This window comes from Corallococcus sicarius (assembly GCF_003611735.1).
Classification (GTDB): Bacteria; Myxococcota; Myxococcia; order Myxococcales; family Myxococcaceae; genus Corallococcus; species Corallococcus sicarius.
Map to the genome: position 1 here is coordinate 1 of NZ_RAWG01000091.1, position 18,329 is coordinate 18,329.

13 protein-coding genes and 1 pseudogene are annotated in these 18,329 nt (G+C 68.8%); 6 read left to right on the plus strand and 8 right to left on the minus strand.

Annotation, left to right across the window (positions count from 1 at the left end; genetic code table 11):
* The 3 genes from D7X12_RS16215 to D7X12_RS16225 all read right to left on the minus strand — a co-directional run.
* Positions 1-768: LysR family transcriptional regulator (locus tag D7X12_RS16215; protein WP_147443689.1), on the minus strand; the 768-nt coding region annotated here is incomplete at its 3' end.
* Positions 769-818: 50 nt separating this feature from the next.
* Positions 819-1,640 (minus strand): SDR family oxidoreductase, encoded by an 822-nt coding sequence (locus tag D7X12_RS16220; protein WP_120626168.1) that lies wholly within the window; start codon positions 1,638-1,640, stop codon positions 819-821.
* A gap of 113 nt (positions 1,641-1,753) precedes the next feature.
* A complete protein-coding gene (locus D7X12_RS16225) occupies positions 1,754-4,087 on the minus strand; it encodes a Kelch repeat-containing protein (protein WP_147443690.1) in 2,334 nt (777 codons plus the stop codon).
* Between the two features lie 158 nt (positions 4,088-4,245).
* Here D7X12_RS16225 and D7X12_RS16230 point away from each other — a divergent pair, with 158 nt between their 5' ends.
* The 4 genes from D7X12_RS16230 (at position 4,246) to D7X12_RS45055 (ending at position 11,624) form a co-directional block, all read left to right on the plus strand.
* A complete protein-coding gene (locus D7X12_RS16230) occupies positions 4,246-6,942 on the plus strand; it encodes a M1 family metallopeptidase (RefSeq protein WP_120626170.1) in 2,697 nt (898 codons plus the stop codon).
* Positions 6,943-7,035: 93 nt separating this feature from the next.
* The gene (locus D7X12_RS16235; protein ID WP_120626171.1) at positions 7,036-8,370 is read left to right on the plus strand and encodes a peptidoglycan-binding protein; all 1,335 of its coding nucleotides are present in this window, start codon (positions 7,036-7,038) and stop codon (positions 8,368-8,370) included.
* A 59-nt stretch (positions 8,371-8,429) separates the two neighbouring features.
* On the plus strand, positions 8,430-9,059 hold the full coding sequence (locus D7X12_RS16240) for a pyridoxamine 5'-phosphate oxidase family protein (protein ID WP_120626172.1): 630 nt from the start codon (positions 8,430-8,432) through the stop codon (positions 9,057-9,059).
* Between the two features lie 216 nt (positions 9,060-9,275).
* Entirely contained in the window at positions 9,276-11,624 is a 2,349-nt protein-coding gene (locus D7X12_RS45055) for a M4 family metallopeptidase (RefSeq protein WP_120626173.1), read from the plus strand.
* Between the two features lie 130 nt (positions 11,625-11,754).
* Here D7X12_RS45055 and D7X12_RS16250 read toward each other — a convergent pair whose 3' ends face one another.
* Complete coding sequence (locus D7X12_RS16250; protein ID WP_120626174.1) at positions 11,755-12,327, minus strand: MarR family winged helix-turn-helix transcriptional regulator; 573 nt, start codon at positions 12,325-12,327, stop codon at positions 11,755-11,757.
* 115 nt (positions 12,328-12,442) lie between these two features.
* Here D7X12_RS16250 and D7X12_RS16255 point away from each other — a divergent pair, with 115 nt between their 5' ends.
* Together D7X12_RS16255 and D7X12_RS16260 are read left to right on the plus strand one after the other, a co-directional pair.
* Positions 12,443-12,979 (plus strand): carboxymuconolactone decarboxylase family protein, encoded by a 537-nt coding sequence (locus D7X12_RS16255; RefSeq protein ID WP_120626175.1) that lies wholly within the window; start codon positions 12,443-12,445, stop codon positions 12,977-12,979.
* Between the two features lie 139 nt (positions 12,980-13,118).
* Positions 13,119-15,212 carry a PQQ-dependent sugar dehydrogenase gene (locus tag D7X12_RS16260; protein WP_120626176.1) on the plus strand — a complete coding sequence of 698 codons (2,094 nt, stop codon included), beginning with the start codon at positions 13,119-13,121 and terminating at the stop codon, positions 15,210-15,212.
* A 46-nt stretch (positions 15,213-15,258) separates the two neighbouring features.
* Here D7X12_RS16260 and D7X12_RS16265 read toward each other — a convergent pair whose 3' ends face one another.
* The 4 genes and pseudogenes from D7X12_RS16265 to D7X12_RS16280 form a co-directional block, all read right to left on the minus strand.
* Positions 15,259-16,308 carry an amidohydrolase family protein gene (locus D7X12_RS16265; RefSeq protein ID WP_120626177.1) on the minus strand — a complete coding sequence of 350 codons (1,050 nt, stop codon included), beginning with the start codon at positions 16,306-16,308 and terminating at the stop codon, positions 15,259-15,261.
* Positions 16,305-17,426: a serine hydrolase domain-containing protein gene (locus D7X12_RS16270; protein WP_158620060.1), complete on the minus strand. Its 1,122-nt coding sequence runs from the start codon at positions 17,424-17,426 to the stop codon at positions 16,305-16,307. The genes D7X12_RS16265 and D7X12_RS16270 overlap by 4 nt, the downstream gene beginning before the upstream one ends.
* Positions 17,427-17,582: 156 nt before the next feature.
* Positions 17,583-17,762: pseudogene (locus D7X12_RS16275) on the minus strand (DUF2379 family protein); the annotation flags it as partial.
* A gap of 181 nt (positions 17,763-17,943) precedes the next feature.
* Positions 17,944-18,318 (minus strand): hypothetical protein, encoded by a 375-nt coding sequence (locus D7X12_RS16280; RefSeq protein WP_244224595.1) that lies wholly within the window; start codon positions 18,316-18,318, stop codon positions 17,944-17,946.
* Between the last annotated feature and the right edge of the window lie 11 nt (positions 18,319-18,329).

The window sequence follows — 18,329 nt, forward strand, 5'->3', positions numbered from 1 at the left end:
GGTGGGGCGCACGTCGGGGGCGATGGCGCAGGCGCGGTAGGCGCGCAGCAGCTCGAAGAGGTGGAGGAAGCTCTCCACGCGGCCCACCTCCTCCACGGTGACGCGGTGGGCGGCGAAGCGCGCGCTGTTGGCGCCGCCGTAGGGGTCGTCGCGCAGCCAGTCCACGAAGCGCTGACCCTGCAGGTCCTTCACATCCAGGGCCCGTGTGGACGGGTGCGCGGGGACGAGCGCGGAGTCGGGGCCGGCGAGCACGACGAAGGGCATGCGCAGCAGGGACTCGGAGTCCACGCCGTCATGTGGGGGCAGCGGGGTGAAGTCCAGCACCAGGTCCTGCTGGCGCGTCTGCACCTGGCGCACGAGCTCGTGCGAGCCGCCGAAGCCCACCACCAGCTTGAGGTCGGTGGCGGCGGCGTCCTGTGCGATGCCGCCCAGCAGCGACATGGACAGGGTGGGGTTGAGTCCCAGGCGGAGCGTGGGCTCCACGCGGGCCAGGTCCATGAGCCGCTTCATGTCCAACTGGTGCAGGGGCGTCTGGGTGCCGGCGTAGAGGCGCTCGCCGCGCGCGGACAGTTGCAGGCGCCGTCCGGGGCCGCGCTCCAGCAGGGCGGCCCCGTCCGCGAGGGCCTCCTCCAGGGCGCGGATGTGTTCGCTCACCACGGAGCGCGCGACGCCCAGGTGTTCGGCGGCGGCGTCGATGCTGCCCGCCTCCACGGCGGCGGTGAAGGACTCCAGCCAGACCAGGTGTCGCAGCAGCTTGCGCGGGGGCATGAGGGCCTTGCTCCTGGCGCACCCATGCGCCCCGGTGAGGTTGCGGACGGTCAGATGAAGTAGTCGGGGAACAGCTCCGCGCCGGGGACGGACTGGTACTTGTCGAAGTTGGTGACGCCCACGCCGCGCAGCACGTCCTCGTCGATGCAGAAGTTGCCGGTGAAGGAGCGGCTGGGCTTGGTGAGGATGGCGTAGGCGGCGTCCGCCATGATCTCCGGCGAGCGGCTGCCCTTGATGGTCTCATCGCCGCCCAGCAGGTTCTGCACCGCGGCGGTGGCGATGACGGTGCGGGGCCAGAGGGCGTTGACGGCGATGCCCTCGTCCTTGAACTCCTCCGCCATGCCGAGCACGCACATGCTCATGCCGAACTTCGCCATGGTGTAGGCGACGTGGGGCCCGAACCAGCGCGCTTCCATGTTGAGCGGCGGCGAGTTGTTGAGGATGTGCGGGTTGCTGGACTTTTTGAGGTACGGCAAGCACGCCTGCGAGCACGCGAACGTCCCGCGCGTGTTGATGCCGTGCATCAGGTCGAATCTCTTGAGCGGCGTCTCCAGCGTGCCGGTGAGGCTGATGGCGCTGGCGTTGTTGATGAGGATGTCGATGCCGCCGAAGGTCTCCACGGCCTTGGCGACGGCGGCGTGGATCTGCTCCTCGTTGCGGATGTCCACCACGCAGGGCAGGGCCTTGCCGCCCGCGGCTTCAATCTCCTTGGCGGCGGTGTAGATGGTGCCGGGCAGCTTGGGGTGCGGGTCGGTCGTCTTCGCGGCGATGACGATGTTGGCGCCGTCCCGGGCCGCGCGCAGCGCCATGGCCAGGCCGATGCCCCGGCTGGCACCGGTGATGAAGAGGGTCTTGCCTTTGAGGTTGGACATGGGCGCATCCTCGCTGAATCGCGGGGCGCCGCAATGCCCGTCGTCACGGACTTCGGAACGGAGAACATCCACGTCCGCGCGCACCACGGGCGCGCGGACGTGAGGCTGGCATCTCAGGGGGTGTAGAGGAGGGCCGCGTTGAGGGCGAGGGACCTGTCGCGATCATACCCGGCCGCGAAGAGTACCTTGCCCGAGGCCAGCACGGTGGCCGCCATCAGGTAGCGGATGTTGGGCATGCTGGTGGTGAAGACCGTCTTCCCCGTGGTGGGGTCGAAGATCTCCGCTGTCAGTCCGATGCTCGTTGAGCTGCCGGTCACCAGGAGCTTGCCGGAGGGGAGCTGGACCAGGGAGGAGAACGACCGTGGGTGTGTGAAGGCTCCCACGGAAGTCTGAACGTTGAGCGCGGGATCATAGACGGCGATGGCCTGTCCCGCGACCATCAGGACCTTGCCCGACGGGAGCAGGAAGGCATGGGTCCAGCTCGTTCCCGTGACGCCGGTGGCGGGTGTCCAGGTGTTCGTGTTCGGGTCGTAGAACTCCGCGGTCTCGGTGCCACCCACCACGAGGACCTTTCCCGAGGGCAGCAACACCGCGGCGTGCACCGACCGATTTCCCGGAGCCGAGCTGGCCGCGGGCGTCCAGGTATTGGTTGTGGGGTCGAAGAGCTCCGGGATGCGACTGCTCGTCGCGTCCCCGTTGTAGTTGCCACCCACGACCAGGACCTTGCCCGAAGGCAGCACGGTCGCGGTGTGGTTGGCGCGGGCGAACGACATGGGAGGGCCCACCGTCCAGGTGTTGGTGGCGGGATCATAGAAGTCCACGGTCTTCTGTGGGATCCCGGTGGTGTAGCCAGTCCATCCGCCCGTCACCATGACCTTGCCGGAGGGCAGCACGGTCGTGGTGTGGCTCATGCGGCCCGCGCTCATCTTCCCTGCCGAGGTCCAGCTCGCCGTGTCGGGCGAGTAGAGCTCCGCTGAATCGAAGCTCGCGCCGCCAACGCTTCCGCCCGCGACCAGCACCTTTCCGGAAGGAAGCGTGAGCGCGCTCGCCGCATAGCGAGGCGTCAACAGGTTGCCCGTTCCCTCCCACTGCCCCACGTTCTCGGGCGCGCAGTCCGGAGCCCCCAGCACCGCGACGCTGAAGCTCGTCGAAGCGGAGAAGCCCTTGGCGTTGGTGACGGTGGCAGTGATGGACGGCGCCGCGCCCACCGGAGCGCAAACAGGCGCCTTCCAGGAGTTCTCGCTGGAGGTGAACCCCGACGTCGCCGTACCCAACGTGCCGCTGCTCGCGGCCCAGGCGAACGTGAGGGCGCTGCCATCTCCGTCCTCGGCCAGGACGCGGAACGTCACGGTGCCGCCGCCGTTCACGGACGTCGCGCTCTGGTTCGCCAGCACGATGCGCGGAGGAACGCTGGCCCCCGTGCCCGGCCCCACGCAGACGCGCAAGGTGCCCTGCGTCTGTCCGCCCTTGGGGTCCTTCACGGTGACGTTGAGCGCGCAGCTTCCGCACGCGTCGCCCGTCGGCACGGCGCTGGGGGTGAACGTCGCCGCGCTGGAGGTGGCCTGGGTCCAGCTTCCCGCGCAGGACGCGGCCCATTGGTAGGTGAGGGCGTCGCCGTCGCCGTCCGAGGCCTGGGCGGTGACGACCGTGCCCTGGCCCACCGGAACCGGGGACCGCGAGGCCGTGATGCGCTGGACCGAAGGAGAGGTGTTGAAGGAGACCGACACCGCCGCCGCGCCCGAACCCGCGCCGCCATCCGTGGAGACGACCGTCACATCCACCCGGAGGGTGGCCGCCGCGCCGCGCGAATCGGTGACGGTCAACGTCAGCGCGAAGAGGCCACCCGTGGTGGGCGCCTTCCACGTCGTCGCCCCCGCGCCCGCCGAGCCAAAGGTCCCGTCGGTCGACGTCCAGGCGTAGGTGAGGGTGTCGGAGGGATCCGGATCATGCGCGGTGGCCTGGAGGGAGAGCGTCCCCCCGGGAAGCACCGTGCTGGCGGAAGCCACGAGCGAGTCGATGATGGGGGTGGTGTTGTCGAACGTTCCCCCGGCCTGGAGGGATTGGAGCGTGATGGCCACCACCGCCGTGGCGCCCGCGGTGATGGCGACGCCCGTCGCCTGCCCGCGATAGCGCAGCGAGCCGTCCGCGCCAAACGCCTCCGCCGTGAACGTCCGGTTCGTGCCCACGGGGACCTGGTACAGCGTGCCGCTCCATGCGCCGTCCGCCAGCGCGAGCACCGTCGTGGTCGTGGGAACACCGCTGGCCGTCAGGGTGACGGTCACCCGGGCCACCTCGTCGCCCGCCAGGGCCTGGGGCACCGACCCCAGGAACGTCACGTCACCTGTCTCCAGGGGCTCCGTGCTGGAGGTGCCACAGCCCACGAGCGTCACCGCCGCCGCGAGCACCAGACATACGAGTGTCCGAGACGCGCTGTCTTGTCTTTGCATGAGAGTCCTTCAGGGAGAGGTGTTTGGGTTGGGCAAACATCTTATCGCTGTCTGAGAGTGTTTGTAGATGAGTCGGGATTGGCTCGGGTCTGTCAAAACCCTTGCAGGGTTGCTGAACACCCTGGACGTCAGGCCGACAAGCGTTAGGCTCCCGGGTCATGAACCGGCTCCTCCTGTTGCTCGTTGCCGTGGTGTCCGTCCAATGTGCCCATGCGCCGGATGCCCCGCCGCCAGTGCCTCCTCCGGAGTCCGCGTCGCCTGGGGTCGCTTGGCCGGAGCCCCAGCCTCCCGCGCTGCGGCTGCCGGACACGGTGCGTCCGGTGCGCTACGCGCTGGACCTGACGCTGCTGCCGGAGAAGGACACCTATCCGGGTCACGTCACCATCGACGTGGAGGCGCGCGAGCCAGTGCGCCAGGTGTGGCTGCATGCCCAGGACCTGGAGGTGAGCGGGGCCCGGGTGACGGTGGGAGGCCGCACCTTTGAGGCGAAGCCCGTCACCGCGAGCGAAGGACGTCTGGGATTGCTCCTGCCGGAGGTGCTGCCCGCGGGCACGGCGCAGCTCGCCCTGGACTTCAGCGGCAAGGTGGACCGCGAGCGCAGCCAGGGGCTCTACGGGCAGGAGGAGGGCGGTGAGCCGTACCTCTACACGTTCTTCGAGCCCATCGACGCGCGGCGCGCCTTCCCGAACTTCGACGAGCCGACCTTCAAGGTGCCCTGGACGCTGCGGCTCACGGTGAAGCCGGGACACGTCGCGCTGGCCAACGCGTCCATCGTCTCGCGTGAGCCCGTGGCGGGCGGGCTGGAGCGCGTGTCCTTCGCGGAGAGCAAGCCCATGCCCAGCTACCTCGTGGCCTTCATGGTGGGGCCCTTCGACGTGGTGGACGCAGGCTCCGTGGGACGCGGGAAGGTGCCGTTGCGGTTCGTCGTCCCGAAGGGGCGGGGCGCGGAGACGCGCTTCGCCGCGAGCGTCACGCCGCGCATCGTGACGGGCCTGGAGGACTTCTTCGACCAGGCGTATCCCTACGACAAGCTGGAGGTGGCGGTGGTGCCGCGCTACTGGGGCACCATGGAGCACCCGGGGCTCGTCGCGCTCGGGCAGCCGCTGACGCTCATTCCTCCCGGGGAGGAGACGCTGGCCCGGCGCAGGGCGTACGTCACCATCGCCAACCATGAGCTGGGGCACTACTGGTTTGGCAACATCGTCACCTGCAAGTGGTGGGACGACATCTGGTTGAACGAGTCATTCACCGCGTGGCTGGATCGACAGACGGTGGACCGGCTGGAGCCGTCCTGGAGCTTCCAGCAGGAGCGGACGATCGAGGCGATGCGCTCGGCGCTGGAGTCGGACGCGCTGGAGGCCGCGCTGCCCGTGCGCAAGCCGGTGGAGAGCAACGACGACATCGTCGGTTCGTTCGACAATGGGACGACGTATGACAAGGGCTCGTCCGTCATCGCCATGTTCGAGGCGTGGATGGGACCGAAGCCCTTCCAGGAGCTGCTGCGTGGGTATGTCCGCAAGCACGCGTGGAAGGTCGTGACGACGGAGGACTTCCTGGCGGAGGTGTCCGCGGCGGCGGGTCCGGAGGTGGCGCGCTCCTTCAAGGGCTTCGTGGAGCAGAGCGGGGCGCCGCGTGTCTCCGCGCAGGTGACGTGTCCAGCGGGCGGGGCGCCGACGGTGAAGCTGTCGCAGGAGCGCTACCAGCCCGCCGGCTCCAAGGCAGGCGCCCGGCAGGAGTGGATCGTGCCCGTCTGCCTGCGCGTAGGGACGGGCACGAAGTCCACCCGCGTGTGTTCGATGATGCAGGGCCCCACGGCGGAGGTGACGCTGCCCACGAAGCAGTGCCCGGCGTGGGTCCTGCTCAACGAGGGGGGCACGGGCTACTACCGCTCGGGCTACACGCGCGAGCAACTCACGACGCTGCTGGCGACGCCGGTGGCGGCGTTCACGACCGGGGAGCAGGTGGCCCTGTGGGCGGACGTGGACGCGGCGGTGGGACGGGGAGACCTGTTGCTCGGGGAGGCCTTGAAGGCCGTGCCCGCCACCGCGCGCTCGAAGGAGCGCCTCGTGGTGGAGGGCGGGGCCGCGCTGCTGAAGCGGGTGCGGTTGGATCGTCTCTCCGTGGAGGAGCGCAAGCGCTATCGCGCCTGGGTGGCCTCGCTCCATGCGCCGCGCGCGCGGGCGCTGGGCTGGGTGCCGAAGCGAGGGGATGACGACGCCGTGAAGGAGTCGCGCTCGCTCTTCCTGTGGCTGGCGGCGGGGGTAGGGGAGGACAGCGTGCTGGTGACGCAAGCCACGCCGCTGGTGCGCGCATGGCTGACGGACCGCAAGTCCGTGGACCCGGAGGCCGTGAGCAGCGCACTGCCCCGGGCGGCGACGCATGGAGATGCGGCGCTGTTCGATGCGTTGCTGGAGGCCGCGAAGAAGGAACCCAACCGCACCGAGCGTGCCCGGTTGTTGTCAGCGCTGGGCTACTTCCGCGTGCCGGAGCTGACGCGCCGGGCGTTGGGGCTCGTGGTGGGTTCCGACTTCGATACCCGGGATGCGTTGGTCATCCTCAAGACGGCGCTGTTCCTGCCGGAGACGCAGTCCCTGGCCTGGAATTTCTATCGCGAGCAGTTCGACACCCTGGCGCAGCGACTCCGCTCCGACGAGATGGGCGGGCTCATCAACCAGGTTGGCAACCTGTGCGATGCCGCCCAACTCACGGAGGCGGAGGCCTTCCTCACCCCCCGGGTGAAGCAGGTGGAGGGTGGACCGCGCGCCCTGGCCCGGGCGCTGGAGTCCATCCGGCTGTGCCTCGAATCCGAGAAGCTCCACCAGCAGAGCGTCCGGGACTTCCTGCGGGCCCGGTGAGGCACTGGGCGGACGCGGATTTAACTCGGCTTAATTCATCCTCCGCCGCGTTCCGCGCGACAACCCCTTTGACGGTCTCAGAGGGGGAAGTCCATGTCGCGGATTCAAAACAACCCGTTCACGTTTTTCACGCCGCCGGCGACCACCGGGGGCACCCGCAGCGCGCCCACGCAGTATCCGCCGGGCACGCAGATCGGGCCGCGGCCCGCGCCCCCGCCCAACCTCGTCCGCGACGCGTTCGAGACCGTGGTGAACAGCGATGCGATGCGGCGGTTGCAGGGGTTGGGGAAGCTGATGGAGGTGGCCTCGAAGGGGCCCTTCCCGACGCGTGAGCCGCATGGGGGCCCCCCGTCGCTGACCCACGCCGAGGGCGTCGGCGACGTCACCTTCACACAGTCGGACAGGGTGAAGGACGGGCCCGTCACGCGCCTGCAGCAGTTCCTCGAGGGGGCCGGTTTCCTGGAGATGGGCGGCAACGCCTACGGCTACTTCGGGGACATTACGCGCGCCGCCCTCAAGGACTTCCAGACCGCGGAGGGGATTGAGCCCGCGGACGGCAAGATGAGTCCGGCCACGCTTGAGGCCATGCAGCGCCCGCAGCACCCCGACACGGATTCCACGATGGACCTCCTGGCCACTGCGTATGCGCCGCAGCTCGGGCGGCCCATGAGCCCCCTGGAGCCCGGCAAGGATGGCGCGATGGTGCAGCAGTTCGAGCGCGGCACCCTCACCCGCCTGCCGGGGGGCGAGGTGCGGGTGCAGGACCTGGCTGGCAAGGACCTCGTTCCGCCCATCCCGCCGAGAACCGTCAGCTCGCTGGAGGAGGCCAGGGCCCTCCACGTCGCCCAGAACTCGAAGCCGGGCCTCCGGGACTACAACGACGGCAGCGAGTACTACGGCGGCAACGACTGCGGCCCCACGTCGGTGGTCATCACGGCGACGGCGGTGGGCGCGATGGATCACCCGGATGCGGCCAACGCGGGCGAGGCCATCGACACCGTGCGCGACAGCATCCTCGGCCCGTCCGACTGGTCGGACACGATGATCGTGGACCAGGTGGCCAAGGGGGTGAAGGCGGCGGGCGCGGACGCCACGATGTTCGGCAAGGCGGAGGTGTCGGTCGGGGCCCTGGACGACGCCCTCTCACGCGGGCACCCCGTCATCCTCGGAGGCAATCCCTTCATCGGTGACGACGAGACCCAGTCCTGGGGCGACATGGCACATGACGCCGGTAACTATTTTTCGGATTCCAACTTTGGCTACCACTGGGTTGCCGTGACGGGCATGACGGAGGAGGGCAACTACATCGTCAATGATCCGCTCTGCCCCAAGGACCCCATCGAGGTGACGCCGGAGCAGATGGCCCTATACCTCAGTGACACCTGCGGCATGGTCGAGGTGAGTCCCAGGCCCGTGCCGGTGACGTGAGGCGAGGGCGGCGCGGTTGAAAGCGTTGCTATGGTGCCTCCTCCTGGAGGTATCCCATCATGAGCCAGCCCGATCCCGCCTACGACCTTCGCGACAGCGAGTCCCTGCAAGCGCTGTTCGGTCCCGTGGATGAGCGGTCGTTGTTCAAGGAGCGGGATCACGTCGACGCGAACTACCGGGCGCTCATCGAGGCGTCTCCGTTCTTCGCGCTCGCGACGGCAGGGCCGGAGGGGCTCGACTGCTCGCCCCGGGGCGACCCGCGCGGCTTCGTGGAGGTGCTGGACGAGCGGACGCTGGTGGTGCCGGACCGGCGCGGCAACAACCGCATCGACAGCCTGCGCAACCTGATCGTGGACCCGCGCGTGGCCCTGCTGTTCCTCATCCCGGGGAGGGGCGAGACGCTGCGCGTGAATGGCCGCGCGCGCCTCAACACGGACCCCGCGGTGCTGACGCGTCACACCCGGGACGGCAAGGTGCCGAAGCTGGTGCTCGTCATCGCGGTGGAGACCGCGTTCTTCCAGTGCTCGCGCGCCGTGGTGCGCGCGGACCTGTGGAACCCGGCGAAGCACGTGGCGCGTGATGAGCTGCCCTCGGCGGGGAAAATCCTCGCGGACGCGAGCCCCCGCGCGTTCGACGCGGAGTCGTACGACAGCGCCCTCTCGGAGCGCGTCCGGGGCTCGCTGTACTGAGTCCCAAGCTTCCCGTCCAAGCCGTGGGGCCCCGCCTGGCAAAGATAAACGCACTCTGGGTGTTGGTCGTCTGTTGACAGTGGGTATTCATGTTTTTATGGTTGTTCCTGTGGAGCGGCGATTGTGCAACCCACACTTCGCAACGCCGCGTCGAGCGCAGCATGGCGTGGCCGCACCCCGCGGCTTCGCCATCACGACCTTCCAGGAGCGTCAGACGTGAAGCCCACTCGCAGAAACCCAACCCTTGCCGCGGCCCTGCCGTTGATCCTGGCCGCTGGCTCCGCCTCCGCCGCGAGCCGCGTCGACCTGCAGCAGCAGGACCTCGGGGTCATCCGCCAGCAGCGCGCCGCCATCGCCGTCACCGACCGGGAGCCTGCCCGCCATGCCCAGGCGCTCGGCCTGGATGCCGACTCGCACCTGGTCCTGCTCGAAAGCGTCAGCGACCACGGCGTGCGCAACCACCGCTATCAGCAGACCTTCCGGGGCCTCCCCATCTTCGGCGAGCACGTGATCGTCAACGAGGATGCCAACGGTGAGCTCCGCGCGCTGTTCGGCCGCAAGGTCGCCGGTCTGGAGCGGGAGATTTCGGAGGGTGCCCCCCGGCTGTCCGCCGCGCGGGCGCTGGACATCGCGAAGGAGGCCAGTCTGGGCAGCCGCGTCCGCACCATGGTCGCCACCGACGAAAGCTCCCGGTTGATGATCTTCATCGACGACGACGGCCGTGCCCACAAGGCCTACGTCGTCAGCTACTTCGCGGACACCTTCGGCGGGGGTTCGCCGACGCGGCCGATGGTCATCGTCGACGCGGAGGATGGCCGGGTGCTCCAGCAGTGGGAGAACCTGCAGCACGTGCTGATCGGCACCGGTCCTGGCGGCAACCTCAAGACGGGCCAGTACGAATACGGCACGAACTACGGCTACATGGACGTGGCGCAGTCGGGCACCACGTGCACGATGAGCAACGCCAACGTCCAGACCGTCAACCTCAACGGCGGCACGTCCGGCTCCACCCCGTTCTCCTACGTCTGCCCCCGCAACACGGTGAAGAACATCAACGGTGCGTATTCGCCGCTCAATGACGCGCACTACTTCGGCAGCGTCATCTTCAACATGTATCAGGCCTATGTCGGCAAGGCCCCGCTGACCTTCCAGCTCACGATGCGGGTGCACTACGCCACCGGCTACGAGAACGCCTTCTGGAACGGCTCGGCGATGACCTTTGGTGACGGGGCCTCGACGTTCTATCCGCTGGTCAGCCTGGATGTCGCCTCGCACGAGGTCTCGCACGGCTTCACCGAGCAGAACTCGGGGTTGATCTACTCCGGCCAGTCCGGAGGCATCAACGAAGCCTACTCGGACATCGCGGGTGAGGCCGCCGAGTACTACATGCGCGGCGGCAATGACTTCCTCGTCGGGGCCGACATCTTCAAGAGCAGCGGGGCGCTGCGCTACATGTCCAATCCGCCGCTGGATGGCAGCTCCATCGGCCATGCCTCCAACTATTACAACGGCATGGACGTGCACTACTCGTCCGGTGTGTACAACAAGGCCTTCTACCTGCTGGCCACCCGGGCGGGTTGGAACACGCAGCGGGCCTTCCAGGTCTTCGCCCGCGCCAACGACCTGTACTGGACCCCGAGCACGGACTTCAACCAGGGCGCGTGCGGCGTGCAGACCGCGGCGCAGGACTACGGCTACAACGTCTCCGACGTCGCCTCGGCCTTCGCTTCGGTGGGCGTGGCTTGCGGCGGCGGCGCGGTGGAGCTGTTCCGGCAGACGGACACCAGCGGCAAGCTCACCATCGCGGTGTTCGAGCGCTATTCGACGGCGAGCGCCAGCGTCAACACCAACTTCGCGGTGACCGTGCCGTCTGACTTCGTGGTGATTGGCGGTGGCGGTGAGGGCAAGGAGGCCCCGGCGGGCAACCTGCTGACCGCCTCGTATCCGGACTCCGGGCTGACGTCCTGGCTGGTCTCCACCAAGCAGCACATCGATACCGATCCGGTGCAGGTGCGTGCCTGGGCCATCGGTCTGAAGGTCGCGGGGCTGACCCCGGCGCAGCTGCGCAGCTACCTGACCGTCAGCTCCGCGACGAGCGCCTCTGTCGCCCATCCCGACGTCACCGCGTCACTGCCGGCGGGCTACGTGCTGGTGGGCGGCGGCATCAAGGTGAACTGGAGCGGCGCGGGCAACATGGCCACCGCGTCGGCGCCCTCCACCTCGACCTCCTGGCGCGTGCGCTCGAAGGATCACATCAACTCCTCGCCCGCGACGGCGCAGGCCTATGCGATTGGCATCAGCAGCTCCATCCCGGGCGTCGGCACGATTGGCAACGTCATCAACGGGGGCACGTCGTCGGTGGTCGCGCATCCCAGCTACACCGTGGGCCTGACCAGCGGCTATGCGCTCAGCGGCTGCGGCGCGTTCGTGAACTGGAGCGGCTCCGGCAACCTGCTGTGGCGGATCAAGCCGGTCAACTCGGGCTGCGCGGTCGCGTCGAAGGACCACGTCGAGTCCTCGCCGGCTTCGATTTCCGGCTACACGATTGGCCTGCGCGCGTTCTGAGCGGAGGCGGTTCCACCGCGGATGCCATGGGCAGGGAGGCCGTCCTTGGGCGGTCTCCCTGTCGTTGTCTGGGGCTTCGCCAGGCCCTGTCTGATGGATGCAGGTGGCGCACGCGGTGGGGGCCCGGGCGTCAGGCGCCTGGGGGCACGGCCTCGTGTTCCCGGCACAGCAGCTGGCTGTCCTCGCGTGACAGCGGCTCCTTCGTGATGCCGCAGCGGAAGCGTCCCGGGCCTTCGCGCTGGAAGTGCTTGCAGGTGCCGCAGGCGCCGAAGCTGCGCTGGGCATTCGCCGTCTGAAGGGCGCGCAACAGCCCGGTGAGTGTCGCTTCCAACACCTCGCCCTCACCGGGCAGCCCCGACAGGGCCCGCTTGAAGAGCTCCGGGGGCAGGGCCTCCTTCAGCACCGCGCGGCCGTCTTCCGTCAACAGCAGGTGGACGACGCGCCGGTCCTCCGTGTCGGGCTGCTTGCGCAACAGCCCCTTCTCCTCCAGCAGCAGGAGCGTCTGGGACACGGTGCCCTTGGTGAGCCCCAGGTACTCCGTCAGCGCCGCGGGCGTGTTGCTGTAGCGGTTGCACGACTGCAGGTAGCGCAGCGCCTGCAGGTGCACCGGCTGCAGTCCGTGTCGCAGCCCCGCCGCCCGCTCCTCCGTGCGGAGCAGGTTCCCGAGTCGCTCGAGCAGCGCGTAGAGGCGGTCGACAGCCATGGGCAAGAAGGTATCGGGCCGATACCGACTTGACAAGCGGAGGCGCCCGGCGCATTTAGTATCGAGTCGATACTAATCGGCCTGCCGCTCAACCCGCTGTCCCCAGGAGCACCCCATGACGACGCCCACCATCGCCCCCGTTGGCCCTACGAACACGCCCGCGGCCTCCGAGCCCACGCTCGCCGCGCTGAAGGCGAAGTTCGGGACCGTCCCGAAGATGTTCTCCACCTTCGCGCACTCCCCGGCGGCGCTGGACGCCGTGGCGGGCTACTTCAACGCGATGGGCGGCGCGAAGCTGTCGCCGCGCACGCAGGAGGCCATCGCCATCGCGGTGGCGGAGCTGAACCACTGCACCTACTGCCTCTCCGCGCACACGGCGCTGGCGAAGGGGCAGGGCGTGAAGGCGGATGAGCTGGTGGGCTTCCGCACCGCCCGTTCGTCGGATCCGCGCGAGCAGGCCATCCTGGACCTGGCCGTGGCCATCGCCCGCACGCGGGCGGCGGACGTGGGCCCGCAGCTGGCGCAGGCGCGCAAGGCGGGGCTGAGCGACGCGGAGCTGGTGGAGGTGGTGGCCGCCGTCGCGCAGAACGTGCTCACCAACTACCTCAACGTGGTGGCCGGCACCGAGGTGGACTTCCCCCGCGTCGCCTGAGCCTCCGCTCGGGGGCGCCGTCAGCTCGCGGCGCCTCCCGGCTGCTTGGGGGTCAACACCTGCCGACGTGGACCTGAAAAGTTCACTTGAGTCCAAACCCGGAAACCGGGAAGGAGGTGGAACACCAAGGAGCGTCTCAATGAACATTCGTCACTGGCCCATCGTGGTTCGAAGCACCGGGCTGGCTGTGGTTTTCGCCGCTGTCGCTGCCTGTGGAGAGAAGCCCGAGAGCGTCCCGGAGCTGCAGATTCAGGACGCCGCGGTGACCGCGGGCACGCGGCTCATCGGCGTGCAGTCCGGCCGCTGCCTCGACGTGTCGCAGAACAGCCAGACGCCGGGGCAGGTGCTCCACATCTACGACTGCCACGGGCAGGCGAACCAGCGGTTCCTGTTCACGCCCGAGGGTGAGCTGCGCGTGTTCGACGGCGCCTGGTGCGTCCAGCCTGCGTCTGCCAGCGCCGGAGCCAGCGCGGCCATCGCCGCCTGCACCGGGGCGGCGAACCAGAAGTGGGTCCGCAACGCCAACGGCGCCGTGGTCCACACGGCGTCCTCGCTGTGCCTGGATGTGTCCGGGCAGGCCACCGCCAACAGCTCGACGGTGGTCGTCTGGAACTGCAACGGCCAGACGAACCAGCAGTGGTCGCTGCCGCCCGACGCCCAGCCCCCCACCGTGCCCACGGGGCTCACGCTGTCCAACGTGACGTGCAACTCGGCCACGCTCTCGTGGTCGCCGTCCACGGACAACGAGGGGGTCGCCTTCTACGACGTCTACCACGACGGCCAGCTCATGAAGTCCGTGTCCGGCGCCGTGGTGTCCACCGGGTTGACCGTCGTGCCGGGCGCGACCTGGGGCCTGTATGTGAATGCGCGGGACGCGGCGGGCAATGTCTCTCAAGGCAGCGCCACGCTCTCCATCACCCCTCCGCCGTGCCAGGTGGACACCCAGGCTCCCACCATCCCGACCGGCGTCACCGCCACCGCGTCGGGCACCACCGTGACCGTGAGCTGGACCGCGTCGACGGACAACCTGGGCGTGACCGCCTACGCCGTGTTCCGGGGGGGCGTGCAGATCGCGACGGTGCCGGGCTCGCCGCCCGCGACGTCCTTCGTCGACAGTGGCCTCTCCCCGAACACGGCCTATTCCTACGCCGTGCTCGCGCGTGACGCCCAGGGCAATGCGTCCGCCCGGAGCTCGGCCGTGACGGTCACCACCGGCCAGGCCTGCTCGAACCCCGTCTGCTCCGTCACCCAGGTCGCCACCGACACGGACATCCCGTGGGGCCTGGTGAACCTGCCGGATGGCACGGTGCTCTACGGCCGCAGGGATGCGCAGAACATCGTCCGCCTGGATCCGGTGACGGGCGTGAAGACGTCGGTGGGGACCGTGCCCAACGTGCAGAGCACCGACGGCGAGGGCGGGCTGATGGGGCTGGCCCTCTCTCCCACGTTCGCCACCGACCGCTGGCTGTACGTGATGCACACCTCGCCCACCGACAACCGCATCGTGCGCCTGCGGTATGAGAACGGCGCCCTCAACACCGCCTCGCTCCAGGTGCTGCTCCAGGGCATTGGCCGCAACAAGTTCCACAACGGCGGGCGCCTCCGCTTTGGACCGGACGGGAAGCTCTACGCTTCGACGGGGGATGCCCAGAACGCCGCCTACGCGCAGGACATCAACAACCTGGCCGGCAAGGTGTTGCGGCTCAACGCCGACGGCACCATCCCGTCCGACAACCCCTTCGGCAACTACGTCTGGAGCTACGGCCACCGCAACCCGCAGGGGCTGGCCTTCGACTCCCAGGGGCGCCTCTGGGAGCAGGAGTTCGGCAACTCCGTGATGGACGAGACCAACCTCATCACGAAGGGCGGGAACTACGGCTGGCCGAACTGTGAAGGCACGGTGTCCCAGGGTGGTTCGGGCTGCGCGACGGCCGGGTACATCGCCCCGAAGCAGACCTATCCCACGTCGGAGGGCTCCTGCTCCGGCATCGCGGTGGTCCGCGACGTCCTCTACGTGGCCTGCGCCCGCGGATCGCGCGTCTACCGAGAGGTCATCAGCGGCACCAGCCTGACCAACGTGCAGCAGTTCTTCGTCGGCACCTACGGCCGGCTGCGCACCGTCGAGCCGACCCTCGACGGCAACCTCTGGCTGACCACCACCAACCAGGGCGACAAGGACAGCATCCCCGACAACAGCAACGAGAAGATCTTCCGCGTCGTTCTCGGGCAGTAGGCAGCTTCACGGGTCCCCGGCGCCTTCACGGCACCGGGGGCCCGGCTCAGGGCGAACGGACGAAGAGTTCCTTGCCCGCCCGGATCGTGCACTTCACGTCGGTGAACCGCCGGACATCCGTGGCGGGATCTGCGTTGAGCACGACGAGGTCGGCGTCGAAGCCCGGCTTGACGTGGCCCCGGCGCTTAGCGGCGCTCCAGCGGGCCGCGGGGGCGGTGGTCAGCGACGCGAGGATCTGCATCGGCGTCAGGCCGGCGTGGGCCATGAGGACGTATTCCTGCTTCGGATCCAGGTCGGTCATGTACCCGACGTCGGTGCCGAACAACACCTGGCCCCCGGCGCTCGTGAACGCCGCGAGCTGTCCTTCGGCATCCGCGACGATGCGTTCGCGCACGTCGGCGGGCACGTTTGCCTTGGTGAGCTCGTAGCCCCAGAGCTGCAACGTCGGGATGACGGAGACGTTGCGCGCGACCATCTGGCTGATGAGCTCGGCGCTCCACGTGGACTTCGGCGGATCGATGGTCGTGTGCACGAGGATGTCGACACCTGCCTGCACGGCGGCGTTCACGCCGTCGGGATCGGTGGGATGCACCATGACCAGGCCTCCCAGCTGGCGGGTTTCGGCCACCACGGCGCTCGCGACGTCCGCGGACATGCGCCGGAGTTCGCCGCGTCCCTGGGGCGTGGCGATGAAGAGCTTGGTCCCGTTCGCGCCGTTCTCGAAGCTGTTGCGCACGATGGCGCGGGCCTCATCCGCCGTCGCGGGTTGCGCAAGCTGTTGCAGCAGCGCGGGCGGCAGGTCGCGCAGGTAGAACGGAATGCCATTCTCCGGATACAGCGGGGCTCCGACGGTGAGGATCGCCGGCCCCTGTAGCTCGCCGCGTTCGATGCGCTGGCGAAGGGCCAGGGTGTTCGCGGGGTCGGAGGCGGTATCGACGACCGTCGTGAAGCCGAAGCGCGTGGTCAACTGGCTCAGGGACGACTGGAGCTCCTCGCGCGGCCGACCTGCGGCCCCGGCGAATGCAGAGTCGGTGAAGTGAACGTGGCTGTTCTGGAGGCTGCGGGGCCCCGCTCCTGGGAGGAGGGGCCTGCTCAGGGCCTTCCGGCGCGGTCCAGGATGGGCACGAGCACCGCGGCCAGGTCACCCATCACGTTGATGTACCCCGTGATGTAGCGGCCCGTCTTGGGCACATAGAGCATGAAGCTCTGGTAGCCCGCCGTGGATCCCAGATGCCCGATGGAGACGACCCCATTGGACTCGAGCTGCATCGCACCGAGCCCGTAACCAAGCTGCCGTGACTCGGGGTCGGGCGCCGACTGGAACGCGAGCATGGTCTCCAGGGTCTCCGCGCGCTCGAAGAGTGCACCGGCGCGGAGCTGCCTGAGGAAGGTGGTGAGGTCGGAGACGGTGGTCACCAGGGCGTGACCGCCGGAAGCTCCGGCCATCGAAGGGTCGACGAAGGTGAGGTCCGCCAGCGCCTCGTCGACGGGGACATAGCCCCGCGCGCAGGGCGTCGGGCAGCCAAGGTCTCCCGACTCGGGCAGCTGCGTCTGCGAGAGCCCGGCCCGCTGGATGACCCGCTCACGGACGATTTCCCGCCAGCTTCGGCCTTCCGCCGTGGAGAGGATCTCACCGAGGAGCACGTAGTGGGTGTTCGAGTAGCTGTACCCCGTGCCGGGAGGGAACGTGGCCGACTGCGCTTCGACGGCGCCGAGGATCTCGTCGAGCGTCCAGACGTGCTCCGGGTTGGACACGATGGCCTGGATCTTCTCGTTGGTGACCCACTCCGCGACGCCCGCGCGGTGGCTGAGCAGCATGGCCACGGTGATGGTCTCCGCATTCGGGATGCGGTCCGTCACGCTGGCCGGCAGTCGCTCCGTCAGGGTGTCGTCCAGCGCGAGCGTGCCCCGCTCGACGGACTGGAGCACGGCGGTGGCGACGAGGGTCTTGAGGATGCTGCCGGCGCGAAAGTGGTGCTGCGCGGAGAGGGGCAGCTTCTGCTCGACATCGCTGACACCGGCAGCTCCCAGCCACGTCGGGCCTTCATTCGACGCGACGGCCAGGGCGACACCGGGAGTCACGCCCCTGGCGACGAGATCCTCGAGAATGACCTGCAGGTCGGCGTGCAGCGTTGAGGGCTCGTTGTCGTCGTCGCCACTACCGCAAGCGCTGATCGCTCCGGCCAGGCCGAGGAGCAGGACGATGGAGAACACGGCGAGCCTCGGATGCGCACGGGAGGTTCTGCCGCCGCCGAGTGAATCACTGTGTCTGATTTCGAGAAACCGGGAGTGGGTGTCCATCCCCATGAAACACCGCCCGGAGGCGCGCGTGTCACCTGTCTCGAAGAAGAAGTCTTGGGGACTGTTTCCTCACGGCTCGTCGTCCAGGTCGTCCAGTTGTTCCTGTGCGAGCTGCCGGTAGTAGGGCACCACTTCGACAGCGAGTACATCGCGCATCTCTTGTCGCGCGCTGTCGTAGTCCCCTGACTCCTCGTGTCCGTACATCCGGTGCAGCGCTCGCATCAGCCGCCACGAGCCCTCCTTGATGCGGCTGTTGCCCGGGTGGGTTTCAATGCAACACGTCTCGCTGTCGATGCACCTGCCAGCCGCGGTGGCTCAGCCCATCAGGAGCGTGGCGAGGACAAGAGCGGCAAGCCGCGTCGGGTTCGAGAGCATCTCGCACGAGTCTGCTCAAGGCCCCACCCAAGGCAAGATTGCTCCCCGACTCCGGTCACCGGGTCCCGTAGGGACAGAACTGCAGCATCTCCGCGATGGGGGGACGGCAGAGCTGCACGAGCTGCGTTTCCTCCAGGAACGAGGACGCCCGTCCCTTGAGGAAACACGATGCGGGATCATCCGTCGGGGTTGAGTACTGGCAGAGCTGGAGCGCCTGGGGCTCCGAGAGGAAGCCTCCCTCCTGAACGCGTCGGAAGCACTGCGCCGGGGCGTTGGAACGCGCGCCCTGGCAGAGCTGGGCCGCGAGGGTCTCGCTCGTCGCGCCTCCCTCGCGGGTCGCCTCGAAGCAGGAGTACTGGGGGCCCTCCTCCAGCAGCTCCCGTGTCTGGCTCAACGCGGGAGCCCCAAGCAACAGGGCCGCCAGCCCCACGGCCCCCCTCA

Excerpts from the sequence above, each read along its gene's own strand:
- D7X12_RS16220 (WP_120626168.1), bottom strand. The coding sequence starts at position 1,640 with ATGTCCAACCTCAAAGGCAAGACCCTCTTCATCACCGGTGCCAGCCGG.
- D7X12_RS16225 (WP_147443690.1), bottom strand. The coding sequence starts at position 4,087 with ATGCAAAGACAAGACAGCGCGTCTCGGACACTCGTATGTCTGGTGCTC.
- D7X12_RS16230 (WP_120626170.1), top strand. The coding sequence starts at position 4,246 with ATGAACCGGCTCCTCCTGTTGCTCGTTGCCGTGGTGTCCGTCCAATGT.
- D7X12_RS16235 (WP_120626171.1), top strand. The coding sequence starts at position 7,036 with ATGTCGCGGATTCAAAACAACCCGTTCACGTTTTTCACGCCGCCGGCG.
- D7X12_RS16240 (WP_120626172.1), top strand. The coding sequence starts at position 8,430 with ATGAGCCAGCCCGATCCCGCCTACGACCTTCGCGACAGCGAGTCCCTG.
- D7X12_RS16250 (WP_120626174.1), bottom strand. The coding sequence starts at position 12,327 with ATGGCTGTCGACCGCCTCTACGCGCTGCTCGAGCGACTCGGGAACCTG.
- D7X12_RS16255 (WP_120626175.1), top strand. The coding sequence starts at position 12,443 with ATGACGACGCCCACCATCGCCCCCGTTGGCCCTACGAACACGCCCGCG.
- D7X12_RS16260 (WP_120626176.1), top strand. The coding sequence starts at position 13,119 with ATGAACATTCGTCACTGGCCCATCGTGGTTCGAAGCACCGGGCTGGCT.